The organism is Actinomadura sp. RB99 (assembly GCF_014706005.1).
Classification (GTDB): domain Bacteria; phylum Actinomycetota; class Actinomycetes; order Streptosporangiales; family Streptosporangiaceae; genus Spirillospora.
Window position 1 is genome coordinate 53,389 of record NZ_JABMCA010000014.1, and the last position, 17,412, is coordinate 70,800.

General features: G+C 71.7%; 19 protein-coding genes and 1 pseudogene. 13 read left to right on the forward strand and 7 right to left on the reverse strand.

What is annotated here, in order from left to right; all coding sequences use genetic code 11:
• Positions 1-11: 11 nt before the first annotated feature.
• Entirely contained in the window at positions 12-518 is a 507-nt protein-coding gene (locus amrb99_RS15480) for a helix-turn-helix domain-containing protein (RefSeq protein WP_190856655.1), read from the reverse strand.
• Between the two features lie 69 nt (positions 519-587).
• Here amrb99_RS15480 and amrb99_RS15485 point away from each other — a divergent pair, with 69 nt between their 5' ends.
• The gene (locus amrb99_RS15485) at positions 588-1,361 is read left to right on the forward strand and encodes a methyltransferase domain-containing protein (protein ID WP_190856656.1); all 774 of its coding nucleotides are present in this window, start codon (positions 588-590) and stop codon (positions 1,359-1,361) included.
• 146 nt (positions 1,362-1,507) lie between these two features.
• Here the strand turns inward: amrb99_RS15485 and amrb99_RS15490 are convergent, their stop codons facing one another.
• Positions 1,508-2,128 carry a TetR/AcrR family transcriptional regulator gene (locus tag amrb99_RS15490; protein WP_206699950.1) on the reverse strand — a complete coding sequence of 207 codons (621 nt, stop codon included), beginning with the start codon at positions 2,126-2,128 and terminating at the stop codon, positions 1,508-1,510.
• Here amrb99_RS15490 and amrb99_RS15495 point away from each other — a divergent pair.
• Positions 2,108-2,968 carry an alpha/beta hydrolase gene (locus amrb99_RS15495; protein ID WP_206699951.1) on the forward strand — a complete coding sequence of 287 codons (861 nt, stop codon included), beginning with the start codon at positions 2,108-2,110 and terminating at the stop codon, positions 2,966-2,968. The genes amrb99_RS15490 and amrb99_RS15495 overlap by 21 nt on opposite strands.
• 234 nt (positions 2,969-3,202) lie before the next feature.
• Here amrb99_RS15495 and amrb99_RS15500 read toward each other — a convergent pair whose 3' ends face one another.
• Positions 3,203-4,501 (reverse strand): hypothetical protein, encoded by a 1,299-nt coding sequence (locus tag amrb99_RS15500; RefSeq protein ID WP_190856657.1) that lies wholly within the window; start codon positions 4,499-4,501, stop codon positions 3,203-3,205.
• Positions 4,502-4,630: 129 nt separating this feature from the next.
• Between amrb99_RS15500 and amrb99_RS15505 the strand changes: the two genes are divergently transcribed.
• Entirely contained in the window at positions 4,631-5,800 is a 1,170-nt protein-coding gene (locus tag amrb99_RS15505) for a tyrosine-type recombinase/integrase (RefSeq protein ID WP_190856658.1), read from the forward strand.
• Between the two features lie 81 nt (positions 5,801-5,881).
• On the opposite strand, the gene amrb99_RS15510 is transcribed toward amrb99_RS15505, so the two are convergent.
• Positions 5,882-6,616, reverse strand: coding sequence for a TetR/AcrR family transcriptional regulator C-terminal domain-containing protein (locus amrb99_RS15510; RefSeq protein WP_190856659.1), 735 nt, complete (start codon positions 6,614-6,616; stop codon positions 5,882-5,884).
• Positions 6,617-6,727: 111 nt separating this feature from the next.
• Between amrb99_RS15510 and amrb99_RS15515 the strand changes: the two genes are divergently transcribed.
• Positions 6,728-7,867, forward strand: coding sequence for an NAD(P)/FAD-dependent oxidoreductase (locus amrb99_RS15515; RefSeq protein ID WP_190856660.1), 1,140 nt, complete (start codon positions 6,728-6,730; stop codon positions 7,865-7,867).
• A gap of 70 nt (positions 7,868-7,937) precedes the next feature.
• Here amrb99_RS15515 and amrb99_RS15520 read toward each other — a convergent pair whose 3' ends face one another.
• Positions 7,938-8,480, reverse strand: a complete 543-nt coding sequence (locus amrb99_RS15520; RefSeq protein WP_190856661.1) for a YbhB/YbcL family Raf kinase inhibitor-like protein — start codon at positions 8,478-8,480, stop codon at positions 7,938-7,940.
• 156 nt (positions 8,481-8,636) lie between these two features.
• Between amrb99_RS15520 and amrb99_RS15525 the strand changes: the two genes are divergently transcribed.
• The gene (locus tag amrb99_RS15525; protein ID WP_190856662.1) at positions 8,637-9,341 is read left to right on the forward strand and encodes a GntR family transcriptional regulator; all 705 of its coding nucleotides are present in this window, start codon (positions 8,637-8,639) and stop codon (positions 9,339-9,341) included.
• Between the two features lie 28 nt (positions 9,342-9,369).
• Here the strand turns inward: amrb99_RS15525 and amrb99_RS15530 are convergent, their stop codons facing one another.
• Together amrb99_RS15530 and amrb99_RS15535 are read right to left on the reverse strand one after the other, a co-directional pair.
• Positions 9,370-10,494 carry a cation:proton antiporter gene (locus amrb99_RS15530; RefSeq protein ID WP_206699952.1) on the reverse strand — a complete coding sequence of 375 codons (1,125 nt, stop codon included), beginning with the start codon at positions 10,492-10,494 and terminating at the stop codon, positions 9,370-9,372.
• 433 nt (positions 10,495-10,927) lie between these two features.
• Positions 10,928-11,095: pseudogene (locus amrb99_RS15535) on the reverse strand (IS5/IS1182 family transposase); the annotation flags it as partial.
• Between the two features lie 388 nt (positions 11,096-11,483).
• On the opposite strand from amrb99_RS15535, the gene amrb99_RS15540 reads away from it, so the two are divergent.
• The 8 genes from amrb99_RS15540 to amrb99_RS15575 all read left to right on the forward strand — a co-directional run bounded on the left by amrb99_RS15540 (position 11,484) and on the right by amrb99_RS15575 (position 17,350).
• Positions 11,484-12,023: a DUF1062 domain-containing protein gene (locus amrb99_RS15540; protein WP_347256689.1), complete on the forward strand. Its 540-nt coding sequence runs from the start codon at positions 11,484-11,486 to the stop codon at positions 12,021-12,023.
• Between the two features lie 130 nt (positions 12,024-12,153).
• Entirely contained in the window at positions 12,154-12,678 is a 525-nt protein-coding gene (locus amrb99_RS15545; RefSeq protein WP_190856664.1) for a toxin-antitoxin system HicB family antitoxin, read from the forward strand.
• Positions 12,679-12,762: 84 nt separating this feature from the next.
• Positions 12,763-13,608: a DUF4097 family beta strand repeat-containing protein gene (locus tag amrb99_RS15550; protein WP_190856665.1), complete on the forward strand. Its 846-nt coding sequence runs from the start codon at positions 12,763-12,765 to the stop codon at positions 13,606-13,608.
• 28 nt (positions 13,609-13,636) lie between these two features.
• Positions 13,637-14,611, forward strand: a complete 975-nt coding sequence (locus amrb99_RS15555; protein ID WP_190856666.1) for an ATP-binding cassette domain-containing protein — start codon at positions 13,637-13,639, stop codon at positions 14,609-14,611.
• Positions 14,608-15,411 (forward strand): ABC transporter permease, encoded by an 804-nt coding sequence (locus tag amrb99_RS15560; protein ID WP_190856667.1) that lies wholly within the window; start codon positions 14,608-14,610, stop codon positions 15,409-15,411. The genes amrb99_RS15555 and amrb99_RS15560 overlap by 4 nt, the downstream gene beginning before the upstream one ends.
• Before the next feature lie 416 nt (positions 15,412-15,827).
• A complete protein-coding gene (locus amrb99_RS15565) occupies positions 15,828-16,004 on the forward strand; it encodes a CopG family transcriptional regulator (RefSeq protein WP_190856668.1) in 177 nt (58 codons plus the stop codon).
• A 1-nt stretch (position 16,005) separates the two neighbouring features.
• Entirely contained in the window at positions 16,006-16,347 is a 342-nt protein-coding gene (locus amrb99_RS15570; protein ID WP_190856669.1) for a VOC family protein, read from the forward strand.
• A gap of 82 nt (positions 16,348-16,429) precedes the next feature.
• Positions 16,430-17,350 carry an alpha/beta hydrolase gene (locus amrb99_RS15575; protein ID WP_190856670.1) on the forward strand — a complete coding sequence of 307 codons (921 nt, stop codon included), beginning with the start codon at positions 16,430-16,432 and terminating at the stop codon, positions 17,348-17,350.
• The last annotated feature ends 62 nt before the right edge of the window (positions 17,351-17,412 follow it).

A 17,412-nucleotide genomic window follows, 5' to 3' on the forward strand; every position in this document is an offset into this window, starting at 1 on the left:
CGGCACATCGGTCAGGTGGCGGATCCGCGGGCGGCGATGAGGGGGCCGATGACGCTGGTGCCGGGGCCGATGCGGCCGCCGGGACCGGGAAGCTGGGTGGTGTTGTCGGCGGTCAGTTCGTGCCCGCAGTGGGCGCACGCGGTGACGGCCTCGGTGTCGTGCCCGCACTCCAGGTGGTGGATGCGCACGGGCGGCCCGGACTCCCCGTACCAGCGGTCGCCCCACCGCATCAGGGCGAGCAGGACCGGATACAGGTCCTTGCCCTTCTCCGTCGCCAGGTAGTGCTCGCGGGGCGGGTGGTCCTGGTAGCGCTCGCGGACCAGTACCCCCTCCTCCACCAGCCGGGCGAGCCGGGCGGCCAGGACCTTGCGCGAGATGCCCAGGTCGCGGGCCAGGTCGTCGAAGCGGGTCACGCCCACCAGGACGTCGCGCATGATGAGCGCCGTCCACGCGTCCGCGAACAGGTCGGTGGCGCGCGCGATCGAGCACGCGACGTCGGTGAGCGGGGTCCTGGTCACCCGTCCAGACTACCTGGGTTCCCTTAGGGGACTAATGTAGGTTTCCTTAGGGAACCAACGGGAGGCGACATGGGACCGACCATCGAACTGGACTCGCGTACGGCCGGCGCCATCGACGGGCGCCACATCCGGGCCCTCACGTTCCAGGACGTGCGGCTGGAGTACGTGGACTCGGTGCTGCGCCGGCTCGGGATCGACCCGGCCGGGCGGTCCGCCCTGGTGGTCGGTAGCGGGCGCGGGCTGCTCGCCCGGGGGCTGGCCGGGCTCGGCCTCACCGTCGTCGCGCTGGACCCGTCCCCCGAGGCGACCGCGATGGCGCGGGAGGCGGGCGCCGCCGAGGCCGTCGAGTACGCGACCGCCTCCGCGGAGGCCCCCGGATTGCCCGACACGTCCTTCGACATCGTCTTCTACGCCGACACCTTCGAGATCACCGACGACCTCGACCGGGTCGTCGCGCACGCCGCCCGGCTGCTGCGGCCCGACGGCGTCCTGTTCTACGACACCGTCAACCGGACGCCGGTCTCCCGGCTGATCTACCTGGGGGCCTTCCAGGCGCTGCCGTCGACCCGGATCATGCCGCGCGGCCGCTACACCGCCGCGCGGTTGCGGACCCCGGAGGAGGTCACGGCCGCCCTCGCCGCTCACGGGCTGCGGAACGAGGACGTCTGCTCGTTCAAGCCCGCGAACGTCCTCGACCTGGTCCGAGCGACCGTCGCGCGCCGGAAGGGGAGGATCGCCGACGAGGCGATCCCGGGAATGACGGGTTTCGTTCTCGAACCGGACGGCAAGCCGATCGTCACCTACCTCGGTCACGCCCGGCCGGACCGGAGGGCGGGGGAGTAGCGGAACGACGGTCATTCAGGGCCTCGGAGTCCCAGCCCGCACAAGGCGGAGGGCCATGGACGGCATGTCGTCGTCGGTGACGCTGATGCTCTTGCCGCGCTTGCGGGCGGACTCGTGCCCTTGCGGCTCCGCTCGAGTGCTGCGGGTCAGGGCTGGTCGTCCACGAGAGCGATCGCGCGCGCCTCGGGAACTCCCAGCATCAGCAGGCTCGTGATCGTCGCTGCTCGGGCGCCGACGGGCTTGTTCGACAGGTCGCTGTCCGCGATGGCGAACACGACGCCGTAGGCGACCTGGCTCAGAATGCCCGCCGGCAGGTGCTGTGCGAACACGTCGCAGTCCTGGCCCCGTTTCACGAGGTCGGCGAGAAGATCATCGACTGGCCCGAGCAGGCCGTGGATCGCCTCGCCGTACTCGCCGCGGCGCAGCGCCAGCAGCACTCGGTACCGGTGCGTCACCGGCCAGACGCGGCCGATGAATTCCACCCATGTCGCGTCCGCTTCCGCGTGGGAGGCGTTGACCTCGGTGAGCACGGCCGTCATCTCGGTGACGGCCCGTTCCGTGAGTGTCCGAACCAGGTCGAGCCGCGAGGGGAAATGGCCGTAGACGGTGCGGCGGACGACGCCGGCAGCGGAGGCGATGTCGCCCATACCGGCGTCGGGGTTCTCTCCCAGCACGTCGAGGGCGACGTCGAGATCGATGGGCTGGACATCCACTTCATCCACGTCAGGTCCAAGAATCCCAACGCGATGCCGCTGATACTTACGCACGGATGGCCGGGCTCGATCGTCGAGTTCCTGAAGCTGATCGGCCCGCTGACCGATCCGGTTTCATACGGAGGAGACGCCGCCGATTCATTCGACGTCGTCGTCCCGTCGCTTCCCGGGTTCGGGTTCTCCCAGAAGCCCACGGAGACCGGGTGGACGGTATCGCGCATCGCAAGCGCGTGGGTGGAGCTGATGAAGCGTCTCGGCTACACGAGATGGGCCGCGCAAGGCGGCGATTGGGGTGCCGTCGTCACCACCGCCCTCGGAGCCATGCAACCTGAGGGGCTTCTCGGAATTCATCTGAACACCCAGTACGCCTTTCCCGCACAGATACCCGACACCTTGTCGCCCGAACAGCGCTACGCCGTGGAGACCCTCGCCCTCTACACCGGCGATCTCGGTGGGTCGAACCACCTTCAGGGCACGAAGCCGGAGACCGTCGGATTCGCCCTGGCGGACTCTCCCGCTGGTCAGGCGGCCTGGATCTACGAGAAGTTCCAGTCCAAGACCGACAACCACGGGCTCGCCGAGGACGCCCTCGGCATGGACGACATGCTCGACGCGATATCCCTCTACTGGTTCACCAACAGCGCAGCGTCGTCCGCCCGCATCTACTGGGAGAACAAATCGCTCACCTTCGCCGGCCCGAAGCTGACGCTTCCGGTCGCGGTGACCGTCTTCCCGAGGGACATCCCACGCCTGCCACGAAGCTGGATCGAAGACACCTACGGCAATCTGATCCACTACGCCGAGGCCGACAAGGGCGGGCACTTCGCGGCCTTGGAGCAGCCCGAGATCCTGGTCGGCGAAATCCGCACCGGCCTGCGCACCCTTCGTTCCTGACACCAACGCGCGAACTCAGGAGCGCACGAGTATCACTCGGGTCTCACTGAATCGACTCTTGTTGTCACCAGGTCTCGGTCACCGTCTACCAGCCGTCCAGTTCGCCAACGGCTCTTCTGGCGATCGCTTTTGCCGCACACTGGCCCCTTTGCCTCGTTCGCTCGATGAGGCCGAGGACAGGGAAGCGGGGGCTCGTGCGGCTACCCGTGGCCTACTTCGCGGCTGGTGTCCGAGCTAGGACACCGGGGCCTTCAGGGCGAGGATCGCGTAGGCCACCTGCAGGGCCGTCTCGGTGGACAGCGGTGTGGGCAACCGGTCGAGGACGACCTCTTCTCCCTCCGCGCGGACGGCCGCGGATTCACCGATCCGGACGAGCGCCGCGGGGCCGGTGGCGTCCACGGCGGGCAGCCGTCCGGCGGACGGCACGAGGGCCTCGGCGGTCTCGGCGCGCTGCTGGGCGAGGACGGCGCGTTCGCGTTGCCGATCGGCGTCGGCGCGCGCTGCGTCCCGGTCCCGGGTGAGGGCCGCGACCTCGGCCTCGCGCGCCGCCTGCGCGGCCGCCCGTTCGGTGCGGGCCGTCTCGGCGGCGGCCACGGCCTCGGCGAGCCGGTCGCGGACGCTCGCGGTGTCGCGTTCGGCGGCGTCCGCGCGTGCGGTCGCCTCGCGGGCCCGGTCGGCGTGGTCGGCCGCCTCCTGCGTGAGCGCTTGCACCCGGCTGCGCTCCTCCGCGAGCCGGGTTTGAGTCTGGGCGAGGTCGTCGCGCATCTGCTGCAGCCGCCGTTCGGCGTCGGCGAGTCGCTCCCGTGCGGCATCGCGCTCGCTGCGCGCTTCGGCACGGTCGTCGGCGCCCTGCCGGGCCTGCTGCTCGGCCTGCTTGCGGGCGAGTTGATGGGTCTGGGCGAGTTCCTCGGCGAGCCGGGCGCGGGTGTCGGCCTCGGCGGCGGCGGTCCGGGACCGGTCGCGTTCGCGTTCGGCCTCGGCGCGGGCGTCGACCGCGGCCTGGCGGAGCCGTTCGGCGGAGTCGCGCGCGGCGGTCGCCTCGTCGGCCGCGGCCAGGGCTTCGGCGGCCTGCCGTTCCAGCTCGCTGTTGCGGGTGGTGACCGCGTCGACGGTGGCGGCCAGACGGTCCGACTCCTCCTTCTCCAGCTCCGCGAGCCGCTGGAGGTCGGCGACGTGCCGGCCGAGCCGATCGGCGAACGCGGCGCGCTCGGTAGCGGCGCGTTCCCCGAAGGCGCGCAGCGCGGCCAGCGGTTCGGCGGCCGCGGCGGCGGTGGCCGTCTTGCGCGCCGCGTCGGCGAGCGCCTTGCAGTTCTGCCCGCCGGGGCCCTCGCCGGGCTGGTGGTAACGCTGCGGCCGGCCGCCCCGGCGCGGGTTGCGGGGTGGGGGCAGCGGCTGTTGGCACCATTCGCACGGCCGCGGCTCGCTGTTGGGCGTCTGGGGCACGGTCAGAGCGTTCGCGCGCTCGTCCGGCCCACCGTCCGGCCCCGTCTCCTGGCCTGTCGCCTCGGTCTTCCCTGCTTCGTCGTCGCCCACATGCTGATCATAGAGGCTCTGCGTGAAACGTGAAACCAGTTTTGCGGTTCCACGTTTGCGAAACCATCGCTACATGACAATCGCCGTTATGATGTACTCGCCGTGGAGAGCCGACCGAGGGGCGACGGAGTGACCGAGAGCAGTGGCCGCATAAGCCCGACGACGGACACCGCCGCCGGGGAGGACGCAGTCACCGCGCATCTCGCCGTCCCGGGGGAGCGCGTCGAAGTCGCCACCGCGCCGACCGTGGCGCTACGCGGTCCGGCGCCGGCCCGGACCCCGCACCAACTCGCCGACCTCCTCGCGCGCGCCGGATCCGGGGCCGACCTGCCGGCGGCCACGCTGCGGGAGCTGGCGAACGCGACCGGGACCTGGCTCCAAGGCGAGCGCCGCTCCTCGCCCGCCACCCAGGCCGGCTACATCCGCGAGGTGGCCTGGTGGCTGACGTGGGTCATCACCCGGGGCCTGGACCCGACCGACATCAGCCACCTCGAGGCCGATCTCTATCTGGCCGCCCTGCGCGCCCAGGGCCTGAAGAACGCCACTCGCGCCCGGCGGCTGTCGGCCGTCAGCTCCTGGTACGCCTACCTGCACCGCGCCGGCCTCGCCGCGCGCAATCCGTTCGGCTCCGGGATGGAGCGGCCGCGGGTCAGCCAGTACTCCACGACCCGCGGGATCTCCGCCGACGACATGGAGCGGATGCTGGCGTACGCGCAGGTGCACGAGACGCCGCGCACCACCGCGGTGCTGGCCCTGATGTTCTCCACCGGCTGCCGGGTCGGTTCCGTCACCGACACCACCGTGGACAGCCTCGGCCACGACTCCGGGCACCGGACCATCGACCTGCCGGTCAAGGGCGGTGCCACCAAGCGCTTCGTGCTGCCTCCGCTGGCGGCCGACGCCATCGACGCCTACCTCGAACACCGCCGCGAGCGTCCCGACCGGCCGCTCGACCCGGCGGCCCCGCTGTTCGCCACCCGCACCGGCCGCCCCATCGACCAGCCGTACGTCTTCCGGCTGGTGCGGCGGGTCGCCGCGGCGGCGGGCGTCCACGGGGCCGGCCAGCTCTCGCCCCACAGCGCCCGGCACGGCGTGGCGACCGTCCTGCTCGACGGCCACCCCCTCCACGTGGTGCAGGACTTCCTCGGCCACGCCAACCCCGCCACCACCCGCCGTTACGACGAGGACCGCGAAAGCCTCGACCGCTCTCCCGCGTACGACCTCAGCCGGATCCTCAGCGCCGGCGCCGCCCGGCACCGCCGCCGGTACGAGCCCTCGCCGGACAGCGAGAACCGCTAGATCCGCTTTCTCCATCGCGAGCGGAAAAGGGGCGGTTCAAGCCAGGGACGGTGCTCACCCGGCGCGGTGGCCCGCCGCCAGTTAGGTGGCGGGTGATGTGCGTGCCTGCGCGTCGGGTGGGTGGAGTGCGGTGATGCCCGCGAGGATCAGATCGATGCCGGCGAGGAACTGCTCGCGGTCGTCGTGCTCGCGCAGTTCGTCCGCGACGGCACGGGTGAACGGGTAGTCGTCGGCGTCGAGCTCCTCCCATGCCGTGGACACGGCGTCGAGGAACTCGGCGCGGTCGGCGTCGGGTCCGAGAGCGGCGGCTCCGGCGGTGTTCGCGGCGTTCTGGCCCGCGGCGCCCAGGATGTAGTGCATCAGCGCCGACGTCGCCGTGAACCGGTCGCCCCTCGGCACGCCCAGCGCGCGGACCCGCCGGCCGAGGCTTTCGAAGATCCGCGGCGTGACCGTCCCGGCTGGGTTGCGGGACAGCTGCGCGGCGAGCTGAGCGCCGAGCCAGGGGTGCTCTTCGGTCGCTTCGAACAGGCCGAGCGCGACGGCGCGGATCTCGTCCCGCGGCGAGTCCGGAAGGGCGGCGGGCTCGACGGCCAGAGCGGCGGCGACGACGGCGTCCGTGGCGGCGCCGAGGAGCTCGCCCTTGTTCGCCACATGCCAGTAGATCGCTCCGGGACCGGTGGCGAGGCGGTCGGTGAGCGCCCGGAACGTCAGCCCGCCCTCGCCGGCCGCGTCGAGCAGCTCGACGGCCGCCTCGACGATGCGCTCCCGGGAGAGCGCCTCCGTGCGCCGGTGCGACCGGCGTGCCCGCGTTGCCATACCGCCATCCTGCCACGTCTGGAACATCGTTCCAAAGTGCGGCGTTGGAGTGATGGAACGGCGTACCAGAGGCCGGCCGGACCCGGCCTCGCACCATCGAAGGGAGCCACCATGACCGCTCACGTCACGATCATCGGCGCCGGGCTCGGCGGCCTCACGCTCGCGCGCGTCCTGCACGTCCACGGAATCCCGTCCACTGTCTACGAGGCGGAGCCGTCGCCGACGGCGCGCGCGCAGGGCGGGATGCTCGACATCCACGACCACAACGGCCAACCGGCCCTCCGGGCGGCGGGCCTTATCGAGGAGTTCCGCGGTCTCGTCCTGGAGGGCCGCGAGGCGACACGGGCCCTCGCCTCGGACGGGACCGTCCTGCTCGACGAACCCGACGACGGCACGGGCGGGCGCCCCGAGGTGCAGCGCGGCGAGCTGCGGCGGATGCTGCTCGACTCGCTCCCCGCCGGCACCGTCCAATGGGGCCGGAAGGTCACCGGCGTCCGGGCCCTGGGCGGCGGCCGCCATAAAGTGGCCTTCGCCGACGGCGGCACCGTCGTCACGAACGTGCTGGTCGGCGCGGACGGCGCATGGTCACGGGCCCGGCCGCTGCTCTCCGGCGCCGTCCCCGAGTACACCGGCATGTCGTTCGTCGAGACGTACCTGTTCGACACCGATACCCGGCACCCCGCCTGCGCGAAGGCGGTCGGCGGCGGGACGATGTTCGCGCTCCGGCCGGGAAAGGGGATCCAGGCCCACCGGGAGAGCGGCGGAACCCTCCACACCTATGTGGCGCTCCGCAGGCCCCGCGACTGGTTCGCCGGCATCGACTTCACCGATCCCGCCGCTGCCGCCGCGCGCGTCGCGCGGGAGTTCGACGGCTGGGCATCCGCCCTCACCGCGTTGATCACCGACGGTGACACCGCGCCGGTCCTGCGCCCCCTGCACGCTCTGCCCGACGAGCACCGCTGGGACCGCGTGCCGGGCGTGACGCTGCTCGGCGACGCCGCTCACCTCATGATCCCGTCCGGCGAGGGCGCCAACCTCGCCATGTACGACGGCGCCGACCTCGGCAAGGCGATCGCCGCGCACCCCGGCGACGTCGAGGCCGCGTTCACCGAGTACGAGCGGGCGCTGTTCCCGCGCAGCGCCGCTGAGGCCGCCGACGCCGCCCACCTGCACGAACTCATGTTCGGCGACGGCGCACCGGACAGCCTGATCGGCATGCTCGCCGGGGCCGAAGGACGGACCGTCGCGTGAGCCGGAAGGGCGCCGCCCCCGGTGCGTGGGCGGCGCCCGTGTGGGGGCCGGTCGGGGCCGTCCCTTGCGGTCAGGCCGCGGCTGCGGCGGTTTCGGCGGTGGCGGTCAGGACCGCGCGGCCGAGGATGTGGCCGGCCATGGTGAAGCCGAGGAGCGCCGGAGTCGCGTCCGCCGGGACGCCGATGGAGGCGACGTCGAGGGCGTGCACCACGACGAAGTAGCGGTGCCGCCCGTGACCGGCCGGCGGGGCAGCGCCGATGTAGCGCGCGACCCGGGCGTCGTTGGGCAGTTGGAACGCACCCTCGGGCAGGCCCGAGCCGGTGTCGTCACCGGCGCCTTCGGGCAGTTCGGTGACGGTGGCGGGGATGTCGGCGACCGCCCAGTGCCAGAACCCGGACCCGGTCGGGGCGTCGGGGTCGTAGATGGTGACGGCATAGCTCTTCGTGCCTTCGGGCGCGCCGCTCCACGACAGCTGCGGGGAGACGTCCCGGCCGCCGGGGACGCCGGAGGCGAGCTGCTCGGGCGGCCAGGCGTCGCCGTCGCCGACGGTGGTGCTGGTCACGGAGAAGGAGGCCGCCTCGGGGAGGCGGGCGAAGGGGTTGTTCTCGCTCATCGCGGTTTCCTTTCGGGTTGTGCCGTCGGTGGCGTGGGCTGAGCCGATGGAGGCCCGCGGCGTCGTGCAGGGGGCGGGGCCGTCCGCTCTCACCTCGCCATGAATCGACCATAGCATCGAAAATCGATTATCTGCATCTTCGTCTATGCTGGCGCCATGCCTCAGACAGCGCACCCCCCGTCCCTGGAGGCCGGGCCGGGAAAGCGGATGCTCTCCGAGCAGGTCCACGCACGCCTCCGGGACGCGATCATGCGGGGAGAGCACGTCCCCGGCGACGCCCTCAAGCCGCACAACCTCGCCAAGCAGCAGGGGGTGAGCCTGGCCGTGGTGCGCGAGGCGCTCGTGCGGCTGGTCGGCGAGGGCCTCGCGGACCGGCTGCCGAACCGCGGCTTCGCCGTCCCGGCCTTCTCCGACCGCCGCTGGCAGGAGATCGCCGAGGCCCGCCGGGCCGTCGAACCGGTCATGCTGCGCATGTCCATCGAGCGCGGCGACATCGACTGGGAGGCCCGGGTGCGCGCCGCCTTCCACCGTCTGGCCCGCACTCCGCCGTACGCGCCGGACGAGGGTGAGTACTACACCGCCGCCTGGGCCGAAGCCCATCGGGTGTTCCATCGCACCCTGCTGGAGGGGTGCGGCAACCCCGTCCTGCTGGAGACGTTCGACCGGCTGTGGACCGCCAGCGAGCTGGCCCGCCGCTGGTCTGCGCACCGCGGGCCCGAGCGGGACGCCGTCGGCGAGCACCGCCGGCTGGAGGAGACGGCGCTGGCCCGCGACGCCGACGCCGCGGCCGAGGCCCTCACCCTCCACCTGTCCATGACCGCGGCCGTCCTCGCCGGCGACGAGCCCGCGAACCGGGTCTGACGGACTTCACCGACCGCGCCCCGCGACGTCAGGGCGGCGTTGCCACTTGCAATCTCGCGGACTCTTCGCCCTCGCGGATGGAGCCGGGGATCTTCACCGTGCCGCGATACGTCAGCGACAGCAACGGATCCGTCATGAGGGTGGTGACGAGCATCATGACGATCATCAGTGCGTACAATTCGCCGCCGAAAAGGTGCATCTGCAGGCCGATTCCTACGACGATCGGCCCCGTCAGCCCCCGCGTGTTCATCAGGGCCGCGATGGCCATCGAGGGCCGCGCGGACATGCCCTGGGTCCGCAGTCCCAGGTAGGTCCCGCCAAGCTTGCTCACCACCGCGACGAAAAGAATGGCGCCGAACTGCCAGAGGCTGGAGATCTTCAGGGACGTCAGGTTGATCTGCAGCCCGGCGACCACGAAGTACACCGGCAGTAGCACCGAGGTGAGTCGGGTGAGGCCGTCGCTAACGTCGGCATGCAATGCACCGCCGCCGGTGCGCGGTATGGCCATGCCGAACAGAAAGGAACCGAGAATGAAGTGCATGCCCATTGCCTCGGTGGCCGCACCGGACAGCAGCGCACCCGCCAGAACCACGGGGAAGGTCCACGCCGCAGGGGCTTTCCGGCTCCGCTCCGCGCGGATGAGCCTGTGCAACACGGGCCGGACGACGAGGAGCACACCAGCCCCGTAGAGGACGAACAAGGCTGTACGCCACAACGTTGCTCCGCCACCGACCATGGCCTGGACGCCGGCGAGTTCCGCCCAGGCCACTACATCGACCAGGGCGGCGATCGCCAGCGCCAGTCCGCCCAACTCGGTGGCGAACAACCCCCGGCCGTCGATGATCCTCGCGAGCACCGGGAAGGCGGTCACCGAGATCGCCAGACCGATGAACAGCACGAACGCGGTCGGCGACGCGCCTCGCGCCGAATACTCGCGCAGCAGGGAGAACCCCAGACCGATGCCCAGTGCGAGAGGGACGAGGTTGGCTCCGAGAAGTCCGCCGATGGCCAGCCGTCCTCTGCCTCGCAGCGCACCGGCGTCTGCCTCGAGCCCGACGCCGAACATGAACAGAGCCAGACCGAGATTCGCGACGCCCGTAAGCGAGGACCGCACATCGGCGGGGAACAGGGCGTCCGAGATCGCGCCGTCCATCAGCGTGGGCCCGAGCGAATACCGGCGATTATCTCGCCCACTACGGCTGGCTGCCCCACACGCCCGGCCAGCGCGCCGAGCCCGCGCGCCACCAGCAGAATCAACGTTACGTCCAGGAGAAGCAGCTGCACTTGATGACTGGTCAAAGAGGGCTCCCCTTAATGGTCAATCCACTTGAGTCGAGTCGCTCCACCCTGGGTCTCTTTCGGAGATAGGCGTAAAAGGCGCGATCCGTGACAGTACGCGACTACCTGCCAGTCGCCCATAAGAGGCGGCCAAGTTCTTGCATAGTGAGATGCCTTGAGATCGAGACAATTGAGGTGGTCACCAAAGGAAGCCAAGCCAAGTCCAACAACACATCAACATAGCCATAGCCGCCCTTGACGCACTGAGCCTTTTCGGTGTGCTGCGGCCCCCGGTATTGCGGGGTGCGGATGGCTTTGGTGAGGCGGCCGGCGCGGTGGGGGCAGCAGCCCGGCTTTCGTAGGACTCTCCATGGCTTGAGCTGGGCGTTCGGTCGTTCACCGGGTCCGCGGAGTTCGGCGTATGCGCGGTCGGGGTCCTTTTGCGGCTCGGACTTGTCACGCCCCTTGTACGGTGTGTGCGCGCCCGCGGCCTCGTCGGCAGCGAATAGAAACGGGCGCACAAGGCACTGGCCGCGTCGCCGGCCTCGTGCCTGGCAAACCCGGAGGGCAGCGTGTTCTGCGGGCCGGGGCTGATGCGGAGGTTCGCGGCGCCGGAAAACCGTTTGAACGGTTCGTCCGCCCTCCCGTAGGTTGCCTGCGGCCCATCGCCGTGAGGACAGAGGACGGACCCGCGTGACCCCGCCTGCTCTTTAGACCTGACACCTTCTTCCGCTCACCTGTAGCCGACGGACCCCGTCGGCTCTGCCGGGCTGCCCTCGCGCGCCCGGCCGTACAGCGTTCGAGGCCGCGCGCAATCGGCCTCGTGTCAGGTCCAGAGAGATCATGTCTTCACAACCTCATACCGTGCTGCCCTGGGTCGTTCGCCGGACCCGGCTGCCTCTGCTGTCACTGCGGTGCGCGGACTGCCGGTCGGAGTCGGCCACCACCGGCGAGGGCAGGTTCCGCGTCAACGCCAACGGCAAGCTGCTGGACGTGTGGCTGCTGGTCCGCTGCACGTCCTGCGACCGGACGAGCAAGCTCACCGTCCACGAGCGGGCGCCGGTCAGGTCCTTCGATCCGGCCGAACTCCACGGCTACCGCGTCAACGATCCGGACCTGGTGGCGTCCACGCTGCTGGATCCGCTGCTCGCCCGGCGCAACCGCTTCGCCCTGGACTGGACGGGCGCCTGGCGGCTGGACGCCCCGTCGGCATGGCTCGACGAGGCATGGCCGGTCCGGGTGCAGGTCGTGTTCGAGGATCCGGTGCCGGTGCGTCCGGACCGGCTCATCGCGCAGGGCCTCGGCGTCAGCAGGAGCGAGGTGCTGCGCCGGATCAAGTGCGAGATCCCGCTGCGCCGTCCGACGACCACCGGGTTCACCTTCACCGTGATGCCCGGGGACTAGCGGGGAGGTGGTCGCGGCGAGCCCCTCGGCCCGCCGCGGCCGCACCTTCTCGCGGCGTGTGACGTCAGCCAGATGCCAAGTGACGTCATGTTGGCTTGACACGACGTCACTTTGGCGTCATGGTGGTGGCATGGACTTGATGCCGTATGTCGAGAACCTCCGCCGCGAACTCGCCGTCGCCGCCGAGGCGGGGGGTCCGGATGCGCGGGCGCTGGCCGAGCGGCTCACCGGGGCGCTCGACTCGGCGGCCAGGCTCGCGCTGCTGGAGGCGCTGTCGGCCGCGGCCGACGAGATCACCCGGGATCTCGCACCGGGCTCGGTCGACGTGCGGCTGCGGGGCGGCGAACCGGCGTTCGTGGTGACGCCGCCGCCCGCGCCGTCCCCAGACGCTGCCGTCGCCGCACCGTCGCCGGTGCCGGTGCCCGAGGCCGTGCCGCCGTCGGGGGAGGAGGGCGGCACCGCGCGGATGACCTTGCGGTTGCCCGAGCACCTCAAGCTGCGCGTGGAGGAGGCGGCGGGCCGGCAGGGGATCTCGGTCAACGCCTGGCTGGTCCGTGCCGTCTCCGCCGCGTTCGAGCCCGGCGCGGGCGGCCGTCCCGCCGAGCAGGCGCGGCGGCCCCAGAGCGGGCGCGGCTACACCGGCTGGGTGCGCTAGCGGCATCCGCTCGGCTTCATTTCTTCACTCATCGCCCGGCCCCGCGCCGGGATGTTGGACCGGACCCATGAGGAGGGCTCCGCCATGCCTACTTTCGACACCCCCGAGCCGATCACCGCCGACATCGACGTCTACGGCGGCCAGGTCCGGATCAACGCGAGCGACCGCACCGACACCGTGGTGGAGGTGCGTCCGAGCGACCCGTCCGCGGAGGCGAGCGTGCAGGCCGCCGAGCGGACGGTCGTGGAGTGCTCCGGCGGACGGCTGCTGGTCAAGGGACCCAAGCCCAAGGGCCTGAAGTACGTGCTGCCCTGGCGCGGCTCCATCGAGGTGACCATCGACCTGCCCGCCGGGTCCCGCCTGGAGGCCAAGGTCGCGGCGGAGGTCGTCGCCACCGGCGCGCTCGGCGAGGCCGTCGTGCACAGCTCGATCGGGGACGTGCGGCTGGAGGAGACCGGTCCGCTGGACGCCAAGACCTCCACCGGCGACATCACCGTGGACCGGGTGACCGGCCAGGCCGAGGCGGCCACCTCCACCGGGTCGATCCGGATCGGCGCCATCGACGGCACCGGCACCGTGAAGGCCTCCACCGGATCCATCACGCTGGGCGAGGTGACCGGGGACCTGCAACTGAAGACCGGCACCGGTGACGTCACCGTGGGCCGCACGCTGGCCGGTCTCACCGTCAAGACCGCGCACGGCCGGATCCGGATCGGCGAGGCGGTGAGCGGCACCGTCCGGCTGGAGACCGGCCACGGCAAGGTCGGCGTCGGCATCGCCGAGGGCACGGCCGCCTGGCTGGACCTGCACTCCAAGAACGGCGTCGTGCGCAGCACCCTGACCGCCGCGGACGGGCCCGAGCCGTCCGACGCGGTCGTGGAAGTGCACGCGCACACCAACTGGGGCGACATCGACGTCCACCGGTCCTGACCCCCGAGGACCAGCAAGGGAGCCCCTCATGAGCGACGCGATCACCGCCGAAGGGCTGGTGAAGAGATACGGCGAGGTGACGGCCCTGGACGGGCTGAGCTTCTCCGTCCCGCAGGGCACGGTGCTCGCCCTGCTCGGCCCGAACGGCGCCGGCAAGACCACCGCCGTGCGGGTCCTGACCACGCTGCTGCGGCCCGACGCCGGACGCGCCACCGTCGCCGGACACGACGTCGTCGAGGACGCCCGGCGGCTGCGCGCCCACATCGGGCTGTCCGGCCAGTACGCCGCCGTCGACGAGCACCTCACCGGCGCCGAGAACCTGGAGATGGTCGGGCGCCTCTACCACCTGGGCGCCAAGCGCAGCAGGGCCCGCGCCCGCGAACTGCTCGAACGCTTCGACCTCTCCGACGCCGCGGACCGTCCGGTGAAGGGCTACTCCGGCGGCATGCGCCGACGCATCGACCTCGCCGCCGCGCTGGTCGCCGACCCGCCGGTGCTGTTCCTGGACGAGCCCAGCACCGGCCTGGACCCACGCGCCCGAGCCGCCCTTTGGGACACGATCTCCGAACTCGTCGGCGCCGGCAGCACGCTGCTGCTGACCACCCAGTACATGGAGGAGGCCGACCGCCTCGCCGACCAGGTCATGGTGGTCGACCACGGCCGCGCCATCGCCCGCGGCACCGCCGACGAGCTCAAGGACCAGGTCGGCGGCAGCCGCATCGAGCTGACGGTGGCCGACGCCGGCGAGCTGGAGACCGCCCGGCAGGCGCTCGCCTGGGTCGCCGTCGGCGCCATGCGGGCCGCGCCGGAGTCGCTCCGGATCACCGTCCCGGTGACCGACGGCCCCGAGGCGCTCCGCAGCGTCCTCGGCCGCCTCGCCGAGGACGGCGTCCGGATCCGGGACGCCGGGCTGCGGCGCCCGACCCTCGACGACGTCTACCTCACCCTGACCGGGCACCAGGCGTCCGGCGCCGGCGAGCAGCCCCGGGAGGCCGTCCGATGAACGCCGTCATCATGCCCGTCGCCGACGGGTGGACCATCGCCAAGCGCAACGCCCTGAAGATCCGGCGGTCGCCGGACATGCTCGGCGGCGTGATCATGCTGCCGGTCGTGCTGGTGCTGCTGTTCGCCTACGTCTTCGGCAGCGCCATCCACGTGCCGGGGATGTCGTACCGGGAGTTCCTGCTGCCCGGCATCTTCGTCCAGGCGGTGATCATGAGCGCGCAGATCACCGGGTACACGCTGACCCTGGACCTGCAGAAGGGCATCTTCGACCGGTTCCGCTCGCTGCCGATGGCCCCGTCCGCGGTGCTGATCGGGCAGACCGTCAGCGACCTGCTGATGAACCTCGCCGGCCTGGCCGTCATGGCGGTGATGGGGCTGATCGTCGGCTGGCGGGTGCACACCTCGCTCTCCGAGGCGGTGCTGGGGTTCGGGCTGCTGATGCTGTTCGCCTACGCGTTCTCGTGGGTCACCGCGACCGTCGCGCTGGCCCTGCGCACGCCGGAGAGCTTCAACAACGTCGCCACCATGGTCTCGTTCCCGCTGGTGTTCGTCTCCAACGCCTTCCTGGACAGCTCGAAGCTCCCCGCGCCGCTGCGCGTCGTCGCCGAATGGAACCCCGTCTCCACCTTCACCCAGGCGGCACGCGAACTCTTCGGCAACACCAGCGCGGTGCTGAGGACCTCGGACGTCTGGCCGATCCGGCACGCCGTCCTGGCGTCGCTGCTCTGGATCGCCGTCCTCCTGGTCGTGTTCGTCCCCCTGGCCACCCGCCTCTACAAGAAGGCGGTCAGCACCTGACCACTGCCGCACCGGCGCGGGAGGCCAGGGAATCGAGCGTCCGGCCTCCCGCTACCTCTGTGCGGGGCGGGAACAGCATGCGGGGTCGGGTGGTTATACATGATGGTCGGTGTGCCTGGTGTCCCCGGGCCTCATCTATCGCCTTCGCGGAATACCGTCCGGCTGGAGCCGCGTCGCGCCATTCGCCGAGAGGCGACCCGCACACCGGCCCGCACGCATCACCACTCGGCCCCGGCAGCATTCACGTGCTGCCGGGGCTTTGTGGTGTGTTCTCATGTGGACGGCGCGGATGCGGTTGGCGCAGGCGAGGGTGGCGCGGTAGGCGAGGTACTGCCGGGCGTAGACGGTGGTCCTCATCGCAGCCAGCGCCGGACATTGACCGAAGGGCTACTGAGCTAGTGTGCTAGCATCCTCGCGTGGGCGACGAGGACGTCAAGCAGTTCAACGTGTACCTGCCGATCGGGCTGATCAAGCAGGTGAAGCACCGTGCCATCGAGGCGGAGCTGTCGCTGTCGGCGCTGGTCGCGGAGGCGCTGCGCGCCTACCTCGACGACGGCGGCCCGCAGGAGCGGTCCAGCGAGAAGGGGAAGTGAGATGACCACCGAAGGCTTCGAGGCCGTCTACCTGGAGACGCACAACTGGGGGAAGGCGGCCGGGTTCTTCCGGTCGCTGGGGTTCGAGCTGGAGTTCGAGACCGATCACAACTCCGGGCGGCTCCGCAAGGGCGACGGCCCCTACGTCTTCATCGCCGAGGTGCCCGAGGACCGGGAGCCGCACGCGCGGATGGTGCTGAAGGTGGCGGACGCGGAGGAGTTCCGTCCCGGCGCGGGCGTCGAGGTGGTGACGCCGTTCGAGGACACCCACTACGGGAGCCGCGAGATGACCGTCCGGGACCCCGACGGGCGGCTGTGGATCCTGCAGGCGCCGGGGAAGTGACCCGCTGCGCGACGCGATGGACAGATTTGTGAACCACGTGGTTCACTTCAAGGACAGCTAGTCCGTCCATCCGGAGGCAGGCATGCGGACGTCCGTACAGCGGGAGAAGGTCCGGTTCGACAGCGGCGGCGCGCAGTGCGCGGCCTGGCACTATCCGAGTTCGAACGGCGCGTGCGTGGTCATGGCCGGCGGGTTCGGGGTCACCAAGGAGCCGGGCACCGACCGGTTCGCGGAGCGGTTCGCCCGGGCCGGGTTCGGTGTGCTGGCCTTCGACTACCGGCATCTGGGGGAGAGCGGCGGGCTGCCGCGCCAGGTCGCGCGGGTGGGCGAGCACCTGGCGGACTGGCGGGCCGCGATCGGCCGCGCGCGGTCGCTGCCGGACGTCGACCCGGCCGCGGTCGCGGCGTGGGGGTTCTCGCTGTCGGGCGGGCATCTGCTGCGCGTCGCGGCGGGCGATCCCGCGCTCGCCGCGGTGGTCGCGCAGACCCCCGCGGTCGGCGGCTGGGCGGCCTCGCGCAGCGCCACGTCCCACCAGACTCCAGGGGCGCTGCTGCGCCTGGCCGCCACCGGCATCGCCGACGCCGCCGGTGCGGTGGCGGGCCGGGCGCCCCGGACGGTGCCGCTCGCGGCGCCGCCGGGGCAGGTGGGGGTGCTGTCCACCCCCGACGCCTTGGAGGGCGCGCGGGCGCTGGACCCGGACGGCCGGTACGGCGCCTGGCGGCAGGAGATCGCCGCGCGTTCGGCGCTGCGGTTCGCGCTCTACCAGCCCGGACGCGCGGCGCGGCGCGTCCGGTGCCCGGTGCTGGTGGTGGTCTGCGAGCAGGACATGGCGGCCTACCCGCCCGCCGCGATCCGCGCGGCGGGCCGCATGCCCCGTGCGGAACTCCTCCGCGTTCCCGGCCGGCACTACGCCCCGTTCCTGGAGCAGCACGAGCAGGTCGTCGCGGCCGAGCTGGACTTCCTGGGCCGTCACCTGACCGGCGGCGCGGCCACCGCGGGGTGACGCCGGCGTAGCGCCGCCTCCCGAATCGCCGCCGATTGATATTCTCAACGTTGAGATAGGGA